Source organism: Vibrio sp. B1-2 (assembly GCF_963888445.1).
Taxonomy (GTDB): Bacteria; Pseudomonadota; Gammaproteobacteria; order Enterobacterales; family Vibrionaceae; genus Vibrio; species Vibrio anguillarum.
In genome coordinates this window covers 87,413-106,463 of sequence record NZ_CAWPJH010000004.1, presented here as the reverse complement: position 1 = coordinate 106,463, position 19,051 = coordinate 87,413, and the positions used below count along the sequence as shown (strand labels likewise).

15 protein-coding genes, 1 other RNA gene and 1 pseudogene are annotated in these 19,051 nt (G+C 44.2%); 9 read left to right on the top strand and 8 right to left on the bottom strand.

Going from position 1 to position 19,051, the window contains the following annotated elements:
* Nucleotides 1-169: 169 nt before the first annotated feature.
* From dnaJ to grpE, 3 genes are all read right to left on the bottom strand, one after another.
* Entirely contained in the window at nt 170-1,312 is a 1,143-nt protein-coding gene (gene dnaJ, locus AACQ75_RS02465; protein WP_170889424.1) for a molecular chaperone DnaJ, read from the bottom strand.
* Nucleotides 1,313-1,598: 286 nt separating this feature from the next.
* Complete coding sequence (gene dnaK, locus AACQ75_RS02460) at nt 1,599-3,506, bottom strand: molecular chaperone DnaK (RefSeq protein WP_170889423.1); 1,908 nt, start codon at nt 3,504-3,506, stop codon at nt 1,599-1,601.
* 344 nt (nt 3,507-3,850) lie between these two features.
* On the bottom strand, nt 3,851-4,450 hold the full coding sequence (gene grpE, locus AACQ75_RS02455) for a nucleotide exchange factor GrpE (protein WP_038148829.1): 600 nt from the start codon (nt 4,448-4,450) through the stop codon (nt 3,851-3,853).
* A gap of 142 nt (nt 4,451-4,592) precedes the next feature.
* Here grpE and nadK point away from each other — a divergent pair, with 142 nt between their 5' ends.
* The 4 genes from nadK to bamE all read left to right on the top strand — a co-directional run bounded on the left by nadK (nt 4,593) and on the right by bamE (nt 10,029).
* On the top strand, nt 4,593-5,477 hold the full coding sequence (gene nadK / locus AACQ75_RS02450; protein ID WP_013857433.1) for an NAD(+) kinase: 885 nt from the start codon (nt 4,593-4,595) through the stop codon (nt 5,475-5,477).
* A gap of 635 nt (nt 5,478-6,112) precedes the next feature.
* Nucleotides 6,113-7,531 (top strand): tryptophanase, encoded by a 1,419-nt coding sequence (gene tnaA / locus AACQ75_RS02445; RefSeq protein WP_170889422.1) that lies wholly within the window; start codon nt 6,113-6,115, stop codon nt 7,529-7,531.
* Between the two features lie 329 nt (nt 7,532-7,860).
* Nucleotides 7,861-9,525, top strand: a complete 1,665-nt coding sequence (gene recN / locus AACQ75_RS02440; RefSeq protein ID WP_170889421.1) for a DNA repair protein RecN — start codon at nt 7,861-7,863, stop codon at nt 9,523-9,525.
* A gap of 144 nt (nt 9,526-9,669) precedes the next feature.
* On the top strand, nt 9,670-10,029 hold the full coding sequence (gene bamE, locus AACQ75_RS02435; RefSeq protein ID WP_026027472.1) for an outer membrane protein assembly factor BamE: 360 nt from the start codon (nt 9,670-9,672) through the stop codon (nt 10,027-10,029).
* Between the two features lie 111 nt (nt 10,030-10,140).
* Here the strand turns inward: bamE and AACQ75_RS02430 are convergent, their stop codons facing one another.
* Together AACQ75_RS02430 and AACQ75_RS02425 are read right to left on the bottom strand one after the other, a co-directional pair.
* Entirely contained in the window at nt 10,141-10,443 is a 303-nt protein-coding gene (locus AACQ75_RS02430; RefSeq protein WP_010319507.1) for an RnfH family protein, read from the bottom strand.
* Complete coding sequence (locus AACQ75_RS02425) at nt 10,443-10,874, bottom strand: SRPBCC family protein (protein WP_013857438.1); 432 nt, start codon at nt 10,872-10,874, stop codon at nt 10,443-10,445. Before AACQ75_RS02425 ends, AACQ75_RS02430 begins: the two co-directional genes overlap by 1 nt.
* Nucleotides 10,875-10,990: 116 nt before the next feature.
* On the opposite strand from AACQ75_RS02425, the gene smpB reads away from it, so the two are divergent.
* The 5 genes and pseudogenes from smpB (at nt 10,991) to AACQ75_RS18135 (ending at nt 13,308) form a co-directional block, all read left to right on the top strand.
* Entirely contained in the window at nt 10,991-11,476 is a 486-nt protein-coding gene (gene smpB, locus AACQ75_RS02420) for an SsrA-binding protein SmpB (RefSeq protein WP_013857439.1), read from the top strand.
* Between the two features lie 67 nt (nt 11,477-11,543).
* Nucleotides 11,544-11,910, top strand: a transfer-messenger RNA (tmRNA) gene (gene ssrA, locus AACQ75_RS02415).
* A 165-nt stretch (nt 11,911-12,075) separates the two neighbouring features.
* A complete protein-coding gene (locus tag AACQ75_RS18145; protein WP_445285771.1) occupies nt 12,076-12,321 on the top strand; it encodes an integrase arm-type DNA-binding domain-containing protein in 246 nt (81 codons plus the stop codon).
* A complete protein-coding gene (locus tag AACQ75_RS18140; RefSeq protein ID WP_445285772.1) occupies nt 12,318-12,794 on the top strand; it encodes a tyrosine-type recombinase/integrase in 477 nt (158 codons plus the stop codon). Before AACQ75_RS18145 ends, AACQ75_RS18140 begins: the two co-directional genes overlap by 4 nt.
* A 17-nt stretch (nt 12,795-12,811) precedes the next feature.
* Nucleotides 12,812-13,308, top strand: a pseudogene (locus AACQ75_RS18135) (tyrosine-type recombinase/integrase).
* Nucleotides 13,309-13,311: 3 nt separating this feature from the next.
* On the opposite strand, the gene AACQ75_RS02405 reads toward AACQ75_RS18135, so the two are convergent.
* Genes AACQ75_RS02405 through AACQ75_RS02395 form a run of 3 tightly spaced genes read right to left on the bottom strand, consistent with a single transcriptional unit; the run spans nt 13,312 to nt 19,036 of the window.
* Nucleotides 13,312-16,476, bottom strand: coding sequence for a type I restriction endonuclease subunit R (locus tag AACQ75_RS02405; RefSeq protein WP_170889420.1), 3,165 nt, complete (start codon nt 16,474-16,476; stop codon nt 13,312-13,314).
* The gene (locus tag AACQ75_RS02400) at nt 16,473-17,714 is read right to left on the bottom strand and encodes an FRG domain-containing protein (RefSeq protein ID WP_170889419.1); all 1,242 of its coding nucleotides are present in this window, start codon (nt 17,712-17,714) and stop codon (nt 16,473-16,475) included. The genes AACQ75_RS02405 and AACQ75_RS02400 overlap by 4 nt, the downstream gene beginning before the upstream one ends.
* Nucleotides 17,711-19,036, bottom strand: a complete 1,326-nt coding sequence (locus AACQ75_RS02395) for a restriction endonuclease subunit S (RefSeq protein WP_170889418.1) — start codon at nt 19,034-19,036, stop codon at nt 17,711-17,713. Before AACQ75_RS02395 ends, AACQ75_RS02400 begins: the two co-directional genes overlap by 4 nt.
* Between the last annotated feature and the right edge of the window lie 15 nt (nt 19,037-19,051).

Sequence of the window (19,051 nt, the reverse complement as noted above, 5' to 3'; positions counted from 1 at the left end):
CATTAATTATGTTTAGAGCTTGAGAAACATCCATAAAAAAATCCAAGTGCATTAAATACACTTGGATTTTGACAGCTCTGAAGGATCGTTCAACCGATCACTTTGGCCTTAACTGATCGGCATTACTGCATTGCAGGCCTTATTGGATAGATAATAATTCAACAGTGAATTAGCTGGTTAAATCATCGAAGAACTTTTTCACGCCATTAAAGAAACCTTCCGATTTAGGCTTATGCTTATTTGCCGCTTCACCACCGCAAGTTTCTTCAAATTCACGTAATAGTTCTTTTTGACGCGTGCTCAGTTTCACTGGTGTTTCAACCACGAGTTTGACAACCAAATCACCGATCGCCCCACCGCGTACGCCTTTCACACCTTTACCACGCATACGGAACATGCGCCCTGTTTGCGTCTCTTCTGGCACTTTCAAGTTTACACGACCATCGAGTGTTGGAACTTCAACTTCACCGCCAAGTGCCGCCATAGCAAAACTTACAGGGACTTCACAGTATAAGTTGTTGCCATCACGTTCAAAAATGTGGTGCTCTTTGACGTGAACTTGTACGTACAAATCCCCCGCTGGAGCGCCCATTTCTCCCGCTTCACCTTCGCCAGATAAACGAATGCGATCGCCCGTATCCACACCGGCTGGAATTTTAACATTAAGCGTTTTGGTTTTTTGCTTACGCCCCTGTCCATGACACACGTTACATGGGTCTTTAATGATCTTACCTTTACCATGGCAAGTCGGACAGGTTTGCTGTACAGCAAAAAATCCTTGGCGCATCTGTACTTGACCGTGACCATGACAGGTTCCACACGTTTGCGCAGACGAGCCTTTCTTCGCGCCAGTACCTTCACAAGAATCACAATGGACCAGTGTTGGCACTTCAATCTCTTTCGAACAACCACGAACGGCCTCTTCTAAAGACAGTTCCATGTTGTAACGCAAGTCAGCACCACGTTGTGCACGCGCTTGACCACCGCCCCGACGACCACCACCGAAAATGTCACCAAAGACATCACCGAAGATATCGCCAAAATCAGCACTGCCGCCACCAAAGCCGCCACCGCCCATTCCGCCTTGTTCAAAAGCAGCATGACCGTACTGATCATAAGCCGCTTTCTTTTGCGAATCGGTTAAAATTTCATACGCTTCTTTTACTTCTTTAAACTTGTCCGAAGCGCTGTCATCCCCTTGGTTTCTATCAGGGTGAAACTTCATTGCTAGGCGCTTGTACGCCTTTTTAATATCGCGCTCAGAGGCATCTCGGCCTACGCCTAATACTTCGTAAAAATCACGTTTTGACATCTTCTTCGTCACCAATTTGTTACCGCAAACGACACGCTGCCGCTTGGTGTTTATATCGACCTAACTAATGGCTCTAGATTCTAGTGAATTCAAACTAAAAAGACACTGTTAGTTAGATGGACACCAATGAGTTTTCATTAATTACAGACATACGGGCGTAAGAGTTACCCCAAACGCCCGCATCATACCGTTGATTTCATTCTTCTCTTAGAGAAGTTAGGGTGGGTTAAACTCGCGAGCCACCCAACCCTAGCCCTCCCCGTTTAAAAGGAGGGAACTCAATCAATTACTTTTTGTCTTCTTTGACTTCTTCAAACTCAGCGTCAACGACATCGTCTTCTGCAGACTGTTGTTGGCCTTCACCCGCTTGTTGTGCTTGAGCTTTTTGCTGAGCGATCTCCATCAGTTTTTGAGCAGCAGTCATAAGCGCTTGAACTTTAGCGTCGATCGCTTCTTTGTCTTCACCTTTCTTCGCTTCTTCAAGCTCAGTAATGGCCGCTTCAATCTTCACTTTATCGTCAGCAGGAAGAGCATCACCCGCTTCTTCAATTTGCTTACGAGTACCGTGAATCATTTGGTCCGCTTGGTTACGTGCTGTCGCTAACTCTTCGAACTTTTTGTCCGCTTCTTTGTTTGCTTCAGCTTCTTGGACCATTTTCTCGATTTCAGCATCGCTCAAACCGCCAGACGCTTGGATAGTGATCTTCTGCTCTTTGCCTGTTTGTTTATCTTTCGCAGACACGTGCAAGATACCATCCGCATCCAAGTCAAACACAACTTCAATTTGTGGCATGCCACGTGGTGCAGCTTGAATACCTTCTAGATTAAATTGACCTAGCGATTTGTTGTACATGGCTTGCTTACGCTCACCTTGTAGAACATGGATCGTTACTGCGTTTTGGTTGTCTTCAGCGGTAGAGAATACTTGATTCGCTTTAGTTGGAATCGTTGTGTTTTTCTCAACCAACTTAGTCATCACGCCACCCATTGTCTCGATACCGAGAGACAGAGGCGTTACGTCAAGTAGCAGTACGTCTTTTACTTCACCCGCAAGCACACCACCTTGAATGGCCGCACCAACAGCAACCGCTTCATCTGGGTTAACATCTTTACGCGCTTCTTTGCCAAAGAATTCAGCCACTTTCTTCTGAACCATAGGCATACGAGTCTGACCACCCACTAGGATAACGTCAGTAATGTCGCCAACAGACAAGTCTGCATCAGCCAACGCCACTTTTAGTGGCTCAAGCGAACGCTGAACAAGGTCTTCCACTAGAGATTCTAGTTTCGCACGTGTCACTTTCACGTTCATGTGCTTAGGACCAGCAGCATCAGCGGTGATGTAAGGCAAGTTCACATCTGTTTGTTGCGCTGATGACAACTCAATTTTCGCTTTTTCTGCGGCTTCTTTTAGACGCTGCATCGCAAGTGGATCAGTTTTTAGGTTGATGCCTTGCTCTTTTTTGAACTCATCAACGAGATAGTTGATCATGCGGTTATCAAAGTCTTCACCACCAAGGTGTGTGTCACCGTTAGTTGCTAGAACTTCGAATGTTTTCTCGCCTTCAACTTCATCGATCTCGATGATTGAAATATCAAATGTACCACCACCAAGGTCGTATACCGCGATAACGCGATCGCCACCTTGTTTGTCCAAACCATAAGCAAGTGCAGCCGCTGTTGGTTCGTTGATGATACGTTTTACTTCAAGGCCTGCAATACGACCTGCATCTTTCGTTGCTTGACGTTGTGCATCGTTAAAGTATGCAGGAACCGTAATAACGGCACCAGTAACTGGCTCACCAAGAAAATCTTCAGCTGTTTTCTTCATTTTCTTCAGAACTTCAGCTGAAACTTGAGGAGCGGCCATTTTTTGGCCTCTTGCTTCAACCCAAGCATCGCCATTATCAGCCTTCACGATTTTGTAAGGCATGATTTCAATATCACGTTGAACTTCTTCGTCTTCAAAACGACGACCGATCAAACGCTTAATTGCAAATAGCGTATTGGTTGGGTTTGTTACCGCTTGACGTTTTGCAGGCTGACCTACTAGCGTCTCACCATCTGTATATGCAATTACCGATGCAGTTGTACGTTCACCTTCAGCGTTTTCAATAACGCGAGGTTTGTCGCCATCTAAAACAGCAACACAAGAGTTAGTAGTACCTAAGTCAATACCAATGATTTTACCCATCAGGCTATCTCCAAATAAATTCTATTTTTGTTTTATGCTACCCCCTATGTGGGGGAGGGAGAACAGGGTTTCAACCCTTACTCACAAACTAAACAAGGATGTTCGTTTCTCGTATGCCCAATAAATAAGGTCACTCAGCACCTTTTCAAGGGCAAAATTGAAAAAAGTTATGATATTTCGACTAAACAGCGTAAATAACGACTTTTTCAATCCCGAAATCACTTAATGAAGGCTTCTATCTCGACATTAATCGATTTCGACATAAAAAAGAGAGGCGACGTACACCTCTCTTTGGCACTGAATAAATTAACGCCAATAAAGCATTTGGCTTATTTCGCAACTCTTTACTTTGATACCATGACCATCGCAGGGCGAATCACTCGGCCATTCAACTCATAGCCCTTTTGCATCACAAACATCACAGTATTAGGTTCATGATCTGGGCTCTCTTGAATTGACATTGCTTGGTGCAATTCTGGGTTGAATGTTTCGCCTTCAGGATTAATCTCTTTCAAGCCAAACTTTTCAACTACGCCAATGAAAGTTTTGTGCGTCAGTTCCACACCTTCCACCAGCGGTTTCACCACTTCGTTCTCAGCGTCAGCAGCTTGAATCGTGCGCTCTAGGTTGTCTAACACTGGCAACAACTCTTCAGCAAAACGGCTCAACGCATATTTACGCGCTTTATCGATCTCTTGCTCTGAACGGCGGCGCATATTTTCAACTTCCGCTTTCGCTCTTAGCACCGAGTCTTTTTGCTCTTGAATTTTTGCTTCGCTCGACAGTAGCGCCGCTTCTAATTGCGCAATTTGGGACTCTTTCTCATCGACTTCAACTTGTTCGTTCCAATCGATATCCGCGTCAGTACCAACGACTTCAGCTTCTTGACCCACTACTTCTTGCTGTAGTTCTTCTTCTTTGATTTTGTTTTCTTCGTTGTTCATGATATCTCCAGAATCCAACTATTTTGCGCTTAACCTCCACAGTTCAAAAAGTTAAGCACACAAAAATTCGCACAAAGGCATAACTTGCCCTTATTATGGGGATGAACAATCCTGATTCAAGCCTAATTAGTTTGGAAAATTTATGAAAAAACCATTTGAAGTGATCGCTATCATTGGAAAACCAAGAGATCAACAAGCCATTCAAACACATAAAGAGCTTTACCAATGGCTAACTTCAATGGGATATCCGGTCTTTATTGATGATCGTCTCAGTGAAATATTGGAAGGTGTACCTGCGGAACATTTCGCTAGCCTGCTTGAAATCGGCAAAAAAGCAGACCTTGCGGTTGTGGTTGGGGGCGATGGCAATATGCTCGGTGCCGCACGCGTATTATCACGCTTCGACATTTCCGTGATTGGGGTGAATCGTGGCAATTTAGGATTTTTGACCGATCTCAACCCAGAAGATTTTCAACCAAGGCTACTTGCAGTACTCAATGGCGAATATTTAGAAGAACAACGCTTCTTACTGGAAACAGAAATTCATCGCCACGGGCAAGTCAAAAGCCATAATGCAGCGCTTAATGAAGCAGTATTACACCCCGGAAAAATTGCACATATGATTGAATTTGAAGTCTATATAGATAATAGCTTCGCTTTTTCTCAACGCTCTGATGGCCTTATCGTTTCTACCCCAACGGGCTCTACCGCTTATTCACTTTCTGGCGGCGGGCCGATTTTATCCCCCAGTTTAAACGCCATTACACTGGTTCCCATGTTCCCGCATACCCTTTCAAGCCGCCCCTTAGTTGTGGATGGCAACCGCCAGATAAAACTGCTGGTTTCGCCTGATAATCGCGGAACACAGGAAGTTAGCTGCGATGGACAAGTATCCCTACCGGTTTCCCCCGGTGATGAAGTGCATATTTACCAAAGCCCAAATATTCTAAAGCTCATTCATCCTAAAGATTACAGCTACTATCACGTGCTAAGAAAGAAACTGGGTTGGTCGAGTAAATTGTTTTAAACCAACCTCTTCACCTTCTATTGACTGTCGACCTCGATTAATAATATCGAGGTCTTTTTTACAGGGAATCATTAATATTTAATGGGTTTTAAAATTTCTATTTATTTTCCATCATAAATTTACTTATCCTATAGCTGATTATTTGTGAGCCATGATTTATTCCATATTCAAGTTAAGGACTTCGATCACAATTATTATTTCTATCAATTTACTTACTGATCAACTTGGTTAAGAATCGTTCCATCAGTCAACCAGCTATAACTCACCACGGATTTAGATATGAGTAAAAATCTAAAAATTCAAGATAAGTTATGGTCAAGCTCCCTAGCTTGGTACACGCACGACTATCAAATCTCAATTTTACCATCTTTTGCACACGCCTAGCCTGCTTGGTTGTTTCTGCATTCTTTCGAATCCATTAAACAATCAACATCAACACTAAATCTATTTATATCGTTTTTCGATGCTTGCATTCATCTTTATTAATTTAAAGTTGTTGCTTGGTTATTCTCAAATAGATTTATTTCACTCGAATTTTATCGCTAATTATTTGGCGCGATATTTTGCACTCTAAATATATAAAGAGTGCTGACTAATATCGCCTGACGAAATTTAAATTATTCAAAGGTATTATCATGGAAAACTTTAAACACTTACCAGAACCCTTCCGCATTCGTGTTGTTGAACCAGTAAAACGTACAACGCGTGAATATCGCGAAGAGGCCATCCTTAAAGCGGGTATGAACCCATTTCTTATCGATAGTGACGATGTATTTATTGACCTTCTCACTGATAGCGGCACAGGCTCTATTACTCAAAGAATGCAAGCAGCAATGCTAATGGGTGACGAAGCTTACAGTGGCAGCCGCAGCTACTATACGCTGGCGAATGCGGTAAAAGATATCTTCGGTTATGAGTTAACTATCCCAACTCACCAAGGCCGTGGTGCAGAGCAAATCTATATTCCTGTTCTAATTAAAAAGCGTGAGCAAGAAAAAGGCCTCGATCGTTCAAAAATGGTGGCGCTGTCTAACTACTTCTTCGACACCACTCAAGGTCACACTCAGGTTAACTGCTGTGTGGCGAAAAACGTCTATACCGAAGATGCGTTCGATACGTCTGTCAATGCAGATTTCAAAGGTAACTTTGACATCGCGAAACTGGAAATGGCGATTGAAGAAGCAGGACCTGCGAACGTACCTTACATTGTCAGCACGATTACTTGTAACTCTGCCGGTGGTCAGCCTGTTTCTATCGCTAACTTAAAAGCGGTATACGAGATTGCTCAACGCTACGATATTCCTGTCATCATGGACTCTGCGCGCTTTGCTGAGAATGCTTACTTTATTCAGCAACGCGAACCGGGTTATCAAAATTGGACTATCGAAGAAATCACTCGTGAAACCTATAAATACGCAGATGGTTTAGCCATGTCTGCTAAGAAAGATGCAATGGTTCAAATGGGTGGTCTGTTGTGTTTCAAAGATGAATCGATGATGGACACTTACACAGAGTGCCGCACGCTTTGTGTGATTCAAGAAGGTTTCCCTACTTACGGTGGTCTTGAAGGTGGTGCAATGGAGCGTCTTGCTGTCGGTCTATACGACGGCATGCGTCAAGACTGGCTAGAGTACCGTATCGGCCAGGTTCAGTACCTTGTTGATGGCCTAGAAGCCATTGGGGTTGTGTGTCAGCAGGCTGGCGGCCACGCAGCATTCGTTGATGCAGGCAAACTATTACCTCATATCCCTTCGCATCAATTCCCAGCTCATGCTTTGGCCTGTGAACTCTACAAAGTAGCAGGTATCCGCGCGGTGGAAATCGGTTCGTTACTATTAGGCCGTGATCCTGCAACGGGTAAACAACACCCTTGTCCTGCTGAGTTGTTACGCCTAACCATTCCTCGTGCTACTTACACTCAAACGCACATGGACTTTGTTATCGAAGCATTTGGGAAAGTAAAAGAGAATGCCCACAACGTGAAGGGACTCGATTTCACCTACGAGCCACAAGTGCTACGCCACTTCACAGCCCGTCTAAAGGAAGTTGAATAATCACTAACTAAAGCGCGCCTAATTGGCGCGCTATTTCCTTCTAAATCGAGCAAAACAAAATCTATAAATTTAGCGGGATTTTTTGTGAACCTCGTCAAACTATTTAATGAACATTTAATGATCAATTCAAAACTAATTAACCTCATCGAATGAAGTAAAATTCACTAGAAAGCCAGAGCTATCAAGCAACATAAATCACTTCCTGTCGCATGCACTAAACTCAGCGCAGTTTACAATACTCATAGTTTTCTGACAGGCACCTTTACTGTATAAAAAAACAGTTTATACTGTTCACTTATACAGTGTTATTTGATTATATAGGTACAGAAATGCTGGCTCATTTAAGTGTGAATAATTTTGCTATCGTTAAATCATTGCAGTTAGAGCTTTCCAAAGGAATGACTACCATTACTGGCGAAACTGGTGCGGGTAAATCCATTGCAATTGACGCGCTCAGTTTATGTCTTGGTGGCCGTGCGGAAGCAGGAATGGTCAGGCAGGGTGAAGAAAAAACCGAAGTCAGCGCCGCCTTTATTTTAGACAATAACCTCAACGCCACGCGCTGGTTGGAAGACAATGACTTGCTCGACCAAAAAGAGTGTATTTTACGCCGAATCATCACCAAAGATGGCCGCTCTCGAGCCTTCATCAATGGCAGCCCTGTGCCTCTTTCACAACTCAAAGCTCTAGGTCAATTACTGATCAACATTCACGGTCAACACGCCCATCATCAACTGATGAAAAGTGAGTATCAAATGAGCATGCTGGACCAATACGCAGGTCACGTGAGTCTTGTCAAAGAGACACGCTCAGCCTACCAAATGTGGCGTCAAGCAGATAACCAGCTCAATCAACTCAAAGAAAATAGTCAACAAAACCAAGCTCAAGTTCAACTGCTGGAATATCAAATCAAAGAGCTCAATGAATTGGCGATTGGTGAAGAAGAGTTCACCGAACTCGAACAAGAGCACAGACGTTTAGCCAACAGTGGTGAGCTTGCTACCACTTGCCAGCAAGCCATTGAACTTATTTATGAGGGGCAAGAAGTCAATGCGCTAAGTTTGCTGCAGTCAGCCAACCACGCCTTGCTTGAACTGGCCGAGTTAGATGAAAAACTTGCCACCTTACCCAACATGGTGGCTGAAGCCATCATCCAACTCGAAGAAGCCAACAGTGAATTGCGAAACTATTTGGATAGTATCGATGTCGATCCTGAACGTATGGCTTATGTAGAAGAACGTTACTCTAAAGTGATGTCCATATCGCGCAAACACTACATCGCTCCTGAAACGCTTTACCACCACCACCAAGATCTGCTCAAACAAATAGCGCAACTTGACTGCTCTGAAGATAAATTACAAGAACTGGAAAGTAACGTTGCCAAACAGTATCAGCAGTTTGCAACCTGTGCCGACAAACTGCATAAGTCTCGTAGCCGTTACGCGAAAGAACTGGATAAGTTAATCACCAATAGCATGCACGAACTGAGCATGGAAAAAGCCAAGTTCTGCATCGAAGTTAATCATGAAACAACGCATCCATCACCACTGGGTTTTGACACCGTAACCTTCTTAGTCTCGACCAACCCAGGTCAACCGCTGCAGCCTATCGCTAAAGTCGCGTCAGGCGGAGAACTGTCACGGATATCTCTAGCAATCCAAGTGATCACCGCTCAAAAAATAGACACTCCTAGCCTTATTTTTGATGAGGTCGATGTCGGTATCAGTGGGCCAACTGCTGCGGTGGTCGGAAAAATGTTAAGGACATTAGGCGAATCAACTCAAGTACTGTGTGTGACTCACTTACCACAAGTGGCAGGCTGCGGGCACCAACAACTGTTTGTCAGCAAGCAAGCCAAAGCTGGAAAGACAGAAACACAAATGAAACGGTTAGACAATGAACAACGCGTCGCTGAACTTGCTCGCCTTTTAGGGGGTAGCCAAATCACCGAATCTACCCTTGCTAATGCGAAAGAACTGCTGATCGCCGCCTAAGCTGACATTTTTCTTTTTAGGTTTGCAACCAAACTCAAAATTTGCAGTCTCAACTAGCTCGTAGCTCAGTCTATTTTTTACTTCTGCTGCGAGCTTGTTTATTATCAGTCCAGTTTTACGACCTATTGGCAAAGAATTTTGAATATGCAGTTAAAAAAGTGGTTAATCGCAGTCCCTTTAGCAATGACAATGCTGACTGGATGCTCTTTATTAGAAAAACTCGTTTATCGTATTGATATTAACCAAGGCAACTACGTTGAACAGCAAGCCGTCGATCAACTCAAGTTCGGTATGAGCAAAGAACAGGTTAGGTTTGTCATGGGGTCGCCGATGCTTATTGAAAACGGTTATCCCGATACTTGGTATTACATTTATCACCACACGGAAGGCCACAAAGAATCGATACAGAAAAACCTGATTGCGACATTTAATACCGCAGGTGCTTTGATGGAAATCAGTGGCGACTACCCTCCTAGCGAACGGTTTTTTGAAGGCGTAAACTGAACGAAAACACGTTCAAACAAATGATACCCAAAGTGCACCTCACAATGAGTGACACTAACGGACAGGGCTCATAACGAGCCCTTTATCTTGCACCCAATACCGCAGCAACGTTTACTGTTGCGCTTTTGCCTGCTCGGCTCTCTTGCGACGGATCTCTTTAGGATCGGCCAATAACGGACGATAAATTTCAATGCGATCACGGTCTCTGACCGTCGAATCTAGCTTAACGTTACGACTAAAAATCCCGACCTTATTTTTTGATAAATCAATCTCTGGGTAGAGCTCAAGCACACCGGACTGTTGAATTATCGTTTCGACGGTTGAGTTTTTGTCTACCACCAAATTCAGTACTCTTTGCTCGTGAGGCAATGCATAGACTACCTCAACATGGATCATCTCAGATTCAATACTCATTACTGATACACCTGTTTCGCTCGTTTGGTAAATGCGTTAACCATATTACTAGTCAATTCATTGAATATCTTGCCAAAAGCCAATTCCACCATTTTGCTCGAAAATTCAAACTCCAGTTTAAGTTCAACCTTGCAGGCCTGTTCATCAAGTGCAGTAAAATACCAACCGCCTTTTAAAGCCTTAAAAGGACCATCGACCAAATTCATCAAAATAGCTTCACTGGCCACCAACACATTCGACGTTGTGAACGTCTTACTTATCCCTGCCTTTGAAACATCCACCGAAGCCACCATCGACAAATCGGAAGATTCAATAACGCGAGAACCAGAACAACCTGGCAAAAATTCAGGATAACGAGCAACGTCATTCACGAGATTAAACATTTGTTCTGCACTAAAAGACACTAAAGCAGAACGACTGACTTGCTTCATATTCTCTCCTCATCACCACCGAAAGAGTCTGGTGTGTAACAATTTTACTTTTATTCTTATCCTACGCAAATAAAAGGATTTCCTAAGCTCGAACCAAGCCGTATAATGCCGCCATTATGGTAAAGAAAAAATCAAACTCAAAAGCAGGTAGCAATACCATTGCTGTAAATAAAAAAGCTCGCCACGAATACTTTATCGAAGATGAAGTAGAAGCAGGCATGGAGCTCCAAGGCTGGGAAGTCAAATCTCTTCGTCAAGGCAAAGCTAATATCGCAGAAAGCTACGTTTTCATGCGAGACGGAGAAGCCTTTGTTTCCGGAATGACAATAACGCCACTGCAGCAAGCATCCACTCACGTGGTTGCCAACCCAACTCGCGTGCGCAAGCTGTTAATCAGCCGCCGTGAACTGGATAACCTTTATGGACGCATCAACCGTGAAGGCATGACACTTATCGCACTATCACTGTATTGGTCTCGCTCTTGGGTGAAAATCAAAATTGGTGTAGCGAAAGGTAAAAAACTGCATGACAAACGTGATGATTTAAAAGAAAAAGATTGGGCAAGAGAGAAAGCACGCGTAATGAAGAGCTCATTGCGTTAATCTTGACCACTTAGACGCAGAAAGCTAGACAGACAAAGGTTTTCTGGTAGTATGCGTCAACACACTTGGGGCTGATTCTGGATTCGACGGGAATTTTGCAGTCTGAGGTGCATGCCGTGGGGCGGTTTGCCACGTTAAAAGCCGCAAAAAAATAGTCGCAAACGACGAAAACTACGCACTAGCAGCTTAATAACCTGCCAAGAGCCTTTCTGCCCTAGCTTCCGCTCGTAAGACGGGGAACAACAGAGAGTCAAAACCAAACAAGCTCGTGCCGCGTCTCCCGCCTGAGAGACAAAGCATTAAAACTAATTCAGGATAGCCATTAGATAGCGTGTCGGTTCGCAGTTTGATGGTGAAATTAAAGATCGAATAAGCATGTAGTACCAATGATGAATGATTTTCGGACGCGGGTTCAAATCCCGCCAGCTCCACCAAATCATAGTTTAAAGACGTCCCAGGGCGTCTTTTTTCTTGCTCGCAATAACGTAAAATCAACAACTTAGCATCCAATAACGTCCAATGCGATTTCATAGCAGCTTTGATTTTTAGGTACACTACAAGGTACACTGATTTTATCGTGTTAATCTGGTGTACCCATCATGGCAAAAAACACAGTAAAGCTGACAGATAAAGAGATCAAAGCCTCCAAACCTAGAGAGAAAGAATATAATCTTTTCGATGGTGATGGCTTGCGACTTAGAATCAAACCTAACGGTTCAAAGCAGTGGATCTTCAACTACTATCGCCCCACAAACGGTAAACGAGCTAACTTAAGCTTTGGAATGTACCCAGAGATCTCCCTTTTACAAGCAAGAAAAAGCTTACTTTCTGCCAAAAAGAGCTGATCGCACAAGGCATCGATCCACAAGACGATCGAAAACGCCAACAACAAGTTCATAAAGAGATCCATGAGCACACCTTCGAGAACGTCACGAAAGACTGGTTTGCCATCAAACAGCACGATGTCACTCCCGATTACGCGATCGATATCTGGCGTTCATTGGAACTGCATATCTTCCCGCACATCGCCAATAAACCGATAAAAGCGATCACGGCTCCGGAAATCATCGAGCTACTCAAACCGATTGAAGCCAAAGGTAGCTTAGAAACCGTCAAACGCCTATCTCAGCGTTTGAATGAGGTGATGAACTTTGCCACTAACTGCGGCCTTATCCTAGCAAACCCACTTACTGGTATTCGTGCCGCTTTCAAAAAGCCTAAAAAAGAGAATATGGCCGCATTAGCACCACATGAATTACCAGAGCTAATGGAGGCAATACTAATGCAAGTATTAAACGCACAACTCGTTGCTTATTAGAATGGCAATTACACACCATGACGCGCCCTTCTGAAGCCGCTGGCGCTAGATGGGATGAAATTGAATGGGAAGAGAAAGTCTGGACCATTCCAGCCGAGAGAATAAAAAAAGAAGAGAGCACCGCATCCCGCTCACAGAGCAGATGCTAGCGCTTTTGGAAGTGATGAAGCCAATAAGTGGTCATCGCGATTTTGTTTTTCCGTCGGATAGAGACCCGAAAAAGCCCTGCAACAGCCAAACGGCTAACATGGCATTGAAACGTATGGGGTTTGCTGGAAAGCTGGTTAGTCACGGTTTGCGTTCTCTAGCGAGTACCACACTCAATGAGCAAGGCTTTGATCCTGATTTAGTTGAAGCAGCCCTAGCCCACGTTGATGATAACCAAGTTCGAAGTGCCTATAACCGCACGGATTATCTCGAACGTAGAAAGCCAATGATGTGCTGGTGGAGCGAGCATATAGAAGAGGCCGCCAAAGGCAGCCTCTCCGTTACCTGGACTAAGCTAAGCAGTTGAAAGTCATTTCGTCCATGAATTAGACAACGTCTCAGCCTGCTTCAAAATAAGCTCGACAGCTTCAGCGGCTTTGTCTGGTGGATATTTCCAGCGTTGTAATGTACGGCGCACGAGTATTTTTAATCTAGCGCGAACACTGTCACGAACTTGCCAATCAACCGTGGTCGATTTTCTGAGTTTGTCAGTGATTTCGACGGCAATCTTTTTAAGGATCTCATCACCAAGTTCACGCACTGCGCTTTCGTTGTTGGCTAGAGCATCATAAAAGGCGATTTCATCTGGGTTTAAGCCCAGCTCAGCCTCGCGCATCATTTCTTCCTGAAACTCTTTGGCCATTTGAATAAGTTCTTCAATGACCTGCGCCGTTTCAATCGCGCGGTTATTGTACTTTCTAAGCGTTTCTTGCAAGCGTTCAGCGAATTTTTTCTCTTGCACAACGTTATTACGTGTTTTCGCCTTAATGTCATCCTTGAGTAGTTTTTCAAGTAACTCAACGGCCAAGTTGCGCTCCGGCATCTGTCGCACGTCTTCTAAAAACTCATCCGATAGCAAGCCAATATTGGGCTTGTCCAAGCCACAAAGTGCAAACACGTCAGCCACGCCTTCGGCGATCACTGCGTTATCTAGAATCTGTTTCAGTGCCGAGTTCTTTTCTTCCTGAGTGCGCTTTCTATCTACGCTGGTAAATTTGCTGATGGCGGCCTTAATGGCTGAGTAAAAGGCGATTTCTTTCCTTAACTCTTTAGCCTCATCCAACGTACTGCATAGTGAGTATGATTTTGTTGCCGCCAACACTAAGTCTAAGAAACGCTTTTTGCCATCCTCTAAGCCGAGCACATAGTTAGCGGCAGGCACCAATAGTTTGTGCGCTTGTGTTTCATACCCCGATATGTCCAAACCATCGGATTTTGGTGTTTTACCGAACATGCCACGAATAGCATCCATTTTTTCTAAAAGAATTGAAAACGCTTCTTCTGCATTGAGCGTCGGCTCACCCTTCCCTTTTGAGTCTGTATAGATTTTTAAAGCTTGCTTAAGCTCATTGGCTATACCGATGTAATCAACGACTAGACCGCCAGGCTTGTTTTTAAACACGCGGTTAACCCGAGCAATGGCCTGCATCAGGTTATGGCCTTTCATCGGCTTATCGATATACATGGTATGACAACAAGGCGCATCAAACCCCGTTAACCACATATCCCTGACAATGACCAACTTCAGAGGATCATTCATATCTTTAAAGCGCTTTTCTAAACGTTTTTTGGTTTTCTTGTTGTAGATATGCGGTTGCAACAATGGCTTATCTGATGCACTGCCCGTCATCACAATTTTAATCGCCCCTTTTTCAGGGTCATCCGAATGCCATTCGGGGCGCAATGCAATAATCTCATTGTAGAGGTGGGCACAGATATCACGGCTCATGGCCACTATCATGGCTTTACCATCCATGGTGGCATTGCGTGTTTCAAAGTGGTCAATCAAGTCCGCCGCAACTTGGCTTAATCTAGGAGTCGCACCAACTAGCTTTTCAAGGCGGCTCCATTCCCCTTTGGTTTTCTCACGGTTGCTGACGTCCTCTTCATCCTCGACCACTTCATCAACTTGATCCGACAACTCGGCGATTTCAGCGTGGTTCAAATCAAGCTTGGCAAGGCGAGACTCGTAATAAATAGGCACAGTTGCGCCATCATCTACGGCATCTTGAATGTCGTAGATAGACACATAGCCACCAAATACAGCGCGAGTGTCTTTGTCATCGATTGAAATGGGTGTGCCAGTAAAACCAATAAAAGAAGCAAACGGAATGGCATCGCGCATATGCTTGGCGTAACCAAACTTATATTGGCCATCGGCACTCAGTGTTGCTTTAAGGCCATATTGGCTGCGGTGTGCTTCATCTGAGATCACAACGATGTTGTGGCGGTCATTGAGAACTGGATGATGTTTCTCGTCGTCAAGCAGGGCAAACTTTTGCACTGTGGTAAAAATAATACCGCCGGACTCTCTTTCTGCTAATAACTGCCTTAACGCATCCCGGTCAGATGCTTGAACAGGCGTTTGCTTTAATAGCTCTACGGCATTGCAGAACGTGGCAAACAGCTGGCCATCTAAGTCGTTGCGGTCGGTAACGACTATCAGCGTTGGGTTATTCATAGCCTTTTGCTGAAGTAACATACCGGCATAACAACACATTGAAATACTTTTGCCACTGCCTTGAGTATGCCAAACCACACCGGCTTTTTTACTGCCAGGTACAACTTCATCAGCATAAGTTGCCCTTTTCTCAGTTACACCATCGATGTGCTGCGCCGCAATAACGGTCGCCTTTACCGCTTCTCGCACGGCATGAAACTGGTGATAACCGGCAATTTTTTTAATAATTTGCTCGCCGTCGGTTTCAAACAATACAAAAAATCGGATGTAATCCAGCAGCAACTCACGGTCAAAAAAGCCGCGCACCATGGTTTCTAGTTGCCATTCAAGTAACGGTTTATCATCTTCATTTTTAATGGTGCGCCAAGGCATAAAGCGCTCTTGGTTGGCGGTGAGAGAGCCTACCCGAGCGGTGTAACCATCACTGACGACTAACGCCTCGTTGAAAACAAACAGGTCTGAGATTTCATCTTTATAGGTTTGCAGCTGATTAAAGGCATCCCAAATATCGGCGTTTTCATCGCTTGGGCTTTTCAGCTCAAGCACAGCCATCGGTAAGCCATTAATAAAGCAAATCACATCCGGCCTGCGTGGCTGTTTAGTGCCCGTAATGGTGAACTGATTAACAACTGAAAAGGTGTTGTTGTTTAGGTTATCGAAATCAATGATAAAAGCATGGTCAGTTACTGACTCACCCTCGTCATTTTTGTATTCAACCGGCACACCTTCCAATAGCAACCGGTGAAATGCGCGGTTATTGGTGATCAAATCCAAGCTTTCTGGCTTTAACACACTTGCTTTAAATTGCTCGAAGCAATGGTCTATCTGTGCAGCAGGAAGGTGTTTATTGATCGTTTCAAATGCCGCTCTAAGTTGACCATCCAATACCACTTGCGCGTAGTCATTACGCAGTGGGTTGTCGCTATCTGGGGCAATATCGGGGCCATGTAGCACATCCCAGCCACCTTCACGGAACCAGTCTAAACAGAGGCTTTCGAGTTGTTCTTCGTTCATTGATCACTCCCTCCACCAACTACATCTAAAATATTTTCGACTATGGTATCTCTCGCATTAACGGGGTAACCATACTTACGCAATAACACGCGGGTAGCATTTTTCATTTCCGCTTGTACAGTGTCGCGTGCTTGCCAATCCACGACCATAGATTTCGAGAGATATTTATTCAGCTCATCCGCAATTAACTGAATACGGTTTGGCTCCACTTCTAGGCTTTCAGGCGTGGACTTCAGTAACCCGAGGATAGAACCAGCATTTTGCCCCACTGGCCGTGAAGGTTGTTCCGGCTGCCCAGCTTCATCAATTACGGGTTCACGGACAGGAGCAACTTTTCGTTGCTGCAAGGCTTTATCCCGTTCAATCTCCGCCATAAAAATATTGCAATAGTCCGCTGCGCCAATTAAATCAGGGAACAAGCTAGCGTGATGAACATTCATACGCCGTAGGTGTTTTAAGCACTCTTGCTGTTCCTCGTTCTTGATATACACCTTACAAATATACTTGGCGAGAATGCCTGCTTGCTCTCCTTCAGTCGCTGTTTTTAATTCGTCATCTGGAAAGTCTTCATCGGTTAATACTTCGGTTAATTTGTTTTCAATCGTGGCGTCATAAGGCGAAAAGGTAAACAGCCCTGCTTGACTCACCAAGCGGCCATGATCGTCTTTTTTCGGCTCAAATACGCGAATATCAGGGCAAAGCTCATCATCAGCTATAAACGTTTTATTCAGGATATAAACAGCACGATAAGGATTGTCTTTTTCGTCTTGCTGGTCTTCTTTGGCAAAAGCAAAAAATAACGCAACATAGGGCGAGTAGGTCCAATCCAATAGCGGAGTCATCAAACCATGATGCTGGCCGATTGACCAAAGCTCGTCGTGCTCACGTTCATCCCCATCATCTAACAACGAATGATCAGAGATTCGCCCACGAATTGCCTTACGGAACATATCCAACTGACGCTTTGCTAGCTCCTCTGTTACGATGTCATTTTTCGTCATACGTGCCAAAGTTGGCGTCATTCCCCAGTAGTACATACGTTGCCCACGAAAAATAAACTGGGTATCAACACGATTAAAAAACGGGCTTTCCAGCAAAGAAGAAAAGTCGCGCCAATGTTCGATTCTGGTTACTGGGATCCGGCCACTTGGCTGCTCTGGCACAATATCAAAACTTCTTTCTGGATTTTCGCTATTCCAAACCGGAATTTTACTAACATCAAAAGCAGCGACTGTCATTCAACAACCTCACTGGTTAAGTCGATTTCACCGGAAAGCAGTTTTGGAAGTAGTGTATCGCGCAGCGACTCCAAACTTGCGCTTTGTGCATTATTGGCATCAACGTTTGACTGGAGCGACTGCATAATTTCTTTGAATAAATTCATAACGCCTTTAGTTGGTGTGATGACATCAAGGCGATATGCATTGTCTCGGTTCAGCCCAGGAACAGCAGCATCAGTATTCATGTCTTTTAGACCTAGATTTTGTAAAACTAAGTGGCAATATTTCAGTGAATAACCTGCTCTCGGTTTCACGTAGAAGACAGTATCAATTGGATGAAATGCTTTTGGTTCCCAGTACACCGAACCAACAGTGCCTTTACGACCAACAATGATTCCTGGGCCTTCCACAAGGCTTTGATTATGATATCCAGTCAGACCTCCCGAACCATACACAGGTACATCACCATCAACACGAACCGTTTTCTTTAATGCCTTACCATATGCTAGTTCGAGAATGTCTTTTAGTCGCTTTAGTTCCCACCCCTCTGGTATTTCGCCAAGTTCGGAGTCTTGCATGGCGGCAGGAAACAGCGCGGCGGTTTGGGCAAGTTTGTTAAATTGCTCGGGATTGCTGGCTTTTAAGCTGTTCAGTTCATCAACAGTTTTGGCAGAAAGAACACGCATGGCAGCCAGTTCTGCATCTTCAGCGCTTCCACCCGCAGCTAGGGTTTCAATCTTGGCTTTGACGGGATCAAAATCGACAAACCAGCTTTTGAAGAGCGCTTGTGCGATTTGTTCTAGGGTTTGGTTGGTTTGGGTGTTGAGTTCTAACTTCTGGTCAATTTCGAGCAGAATACCACCGATTATTTTTTGTGTTGGAATGTCATTAACAATCTCTAATAACAGCTCTTTTACTGAATTTCGGTTTAATTCCGTTTGTCCAGTGGTGCCTTCAGCAAAACTTTCGATTAAGCTTTGCTTTGATTTCATCAAATAACCAAAGTAAATAGGATCGACTAATTCTGGGTTTGGCCTAACAATAGTTACATGAGAGTCTACTGTAGCAACGTCATCGGCACCAAAGTACTGCGCTACTCTCCCTAACGTTCCAACTCCAGTAGAGTTAATTAATACATCATGCTTTTTGAGCATTTTCCCTTCAGTGATTTTTCTTTTGCTTAAATCATTTCGTCTTGAAGGCTCAAGCGATACTTTAAAGTCTCTAATACACTTCTGATTCAATACAATGACTGAATCATCTATTACCTCTGTATACTTAGGCGTGATCCCTCTATTTATATATAGAGCAAGGCTTTCGACTGTGACCTCAGATTTCATAACCAACCCCCGCAA

Excerpts from the sequence above, each read along its gene's own strand:
- AACQ75_RS02395 (WP_170889418.1), bottom strand. The coding sequence starts at position 19,036 with ATGAAATCTGAGGTCACAGTCGAAAGCCTTGCTCTATATATAAATAGA.
- recN (WP_170889421.1), top strand. The coding sequence starts at position 7,861 with ATGCTGGCTCATTTAAGTGTGAATAATTTTGCTATCGTTAAATCATTG.
- AACQ75_RS18145 (WP_445285771.1), top strand. The coding sequence starts at position 12,076 with ATGGCAAAAAACACAGTAAAGCTGACAGATAAAGAGATCAAAGCCTCC.
- AACQ75_RS02400 (WP_170889419.1), bottom strand. The coding sequence starts at position 17,714 with ATGACAGTCGCTGCTTTTGATGTTAGTAAAATTCCGGTTTGGAATAGC.
- dnaK (WP_170889423.1), bottom strand. The coding sequence starts at position 3,506 with ATGGGTAAAATCATTGGTATTGACTTAGGTACTACTAACTCTTGTGTT.
- smpB (WP_013857439.1), top strand. The coding sequence starts at position 10,991 with ATGGTAAAGAAAAAATCAAACTCAAAAGCAGGTAGCAATACCATTGCT.
- AACQ75_RS02425 (WP_013857438.1), bottom strand. The coding sequence starts at position 10,874 with ATGAAGCAAGTCAGTCGTTCTGCTTTAGTGTCTTTTAGTGCAGAACAA.
- AACQ75_RS02430 (WP_010319507.1), bottom strand. The coding sequence starts at position 10,443 with ATGAGTATTGAATCTGAGATGATCCATGTTGAGGTAGTCTATGCATTG.
- nadK (WP_013857433.1), top strand. The coding sequence starts at position 4,593 with ATGAAAAAACCATTTGAAGTGATCGCTATCATTGGAAAACCAAGAGAT.
- bamE (WP_026027472.1), top strand. The coding sequence starts at position 9,670 with ATGCAGTTAAAAAAGTGGTTAATCGCAGTCCCTTTAGCAATGACAATG.
- dnaJ (WP_170889424.1), bottom strand. The coding sequence starts at position 1,312 with ATGTCAAAACGTGATTTTTACGAAGTATTAGGCGTAGGCCGAGATGCC.
- tnaA (WP_170889422.1), top strand. The coding sequence starts at position 6,113 with ATGGAAAACTTTAAACACTTACCAGAACCCTTCCGCATTCGTGTTGTT.
- grpE (WP_038148829.1), bottom strand. The coding sequence starts at position 4,450 with ATGAACAACGAAGAAAACAAAATCAAAGAAGAAGAACTACAGCAAGAA.
- AACQ75_RS02405 (WP_170889420.1), bottom strand. The coding sequence starts at position 16,476 with ATGAACGAAGAACAACTCGAAAGCCTCTGTTTAGACTGGTTCCGTGAA.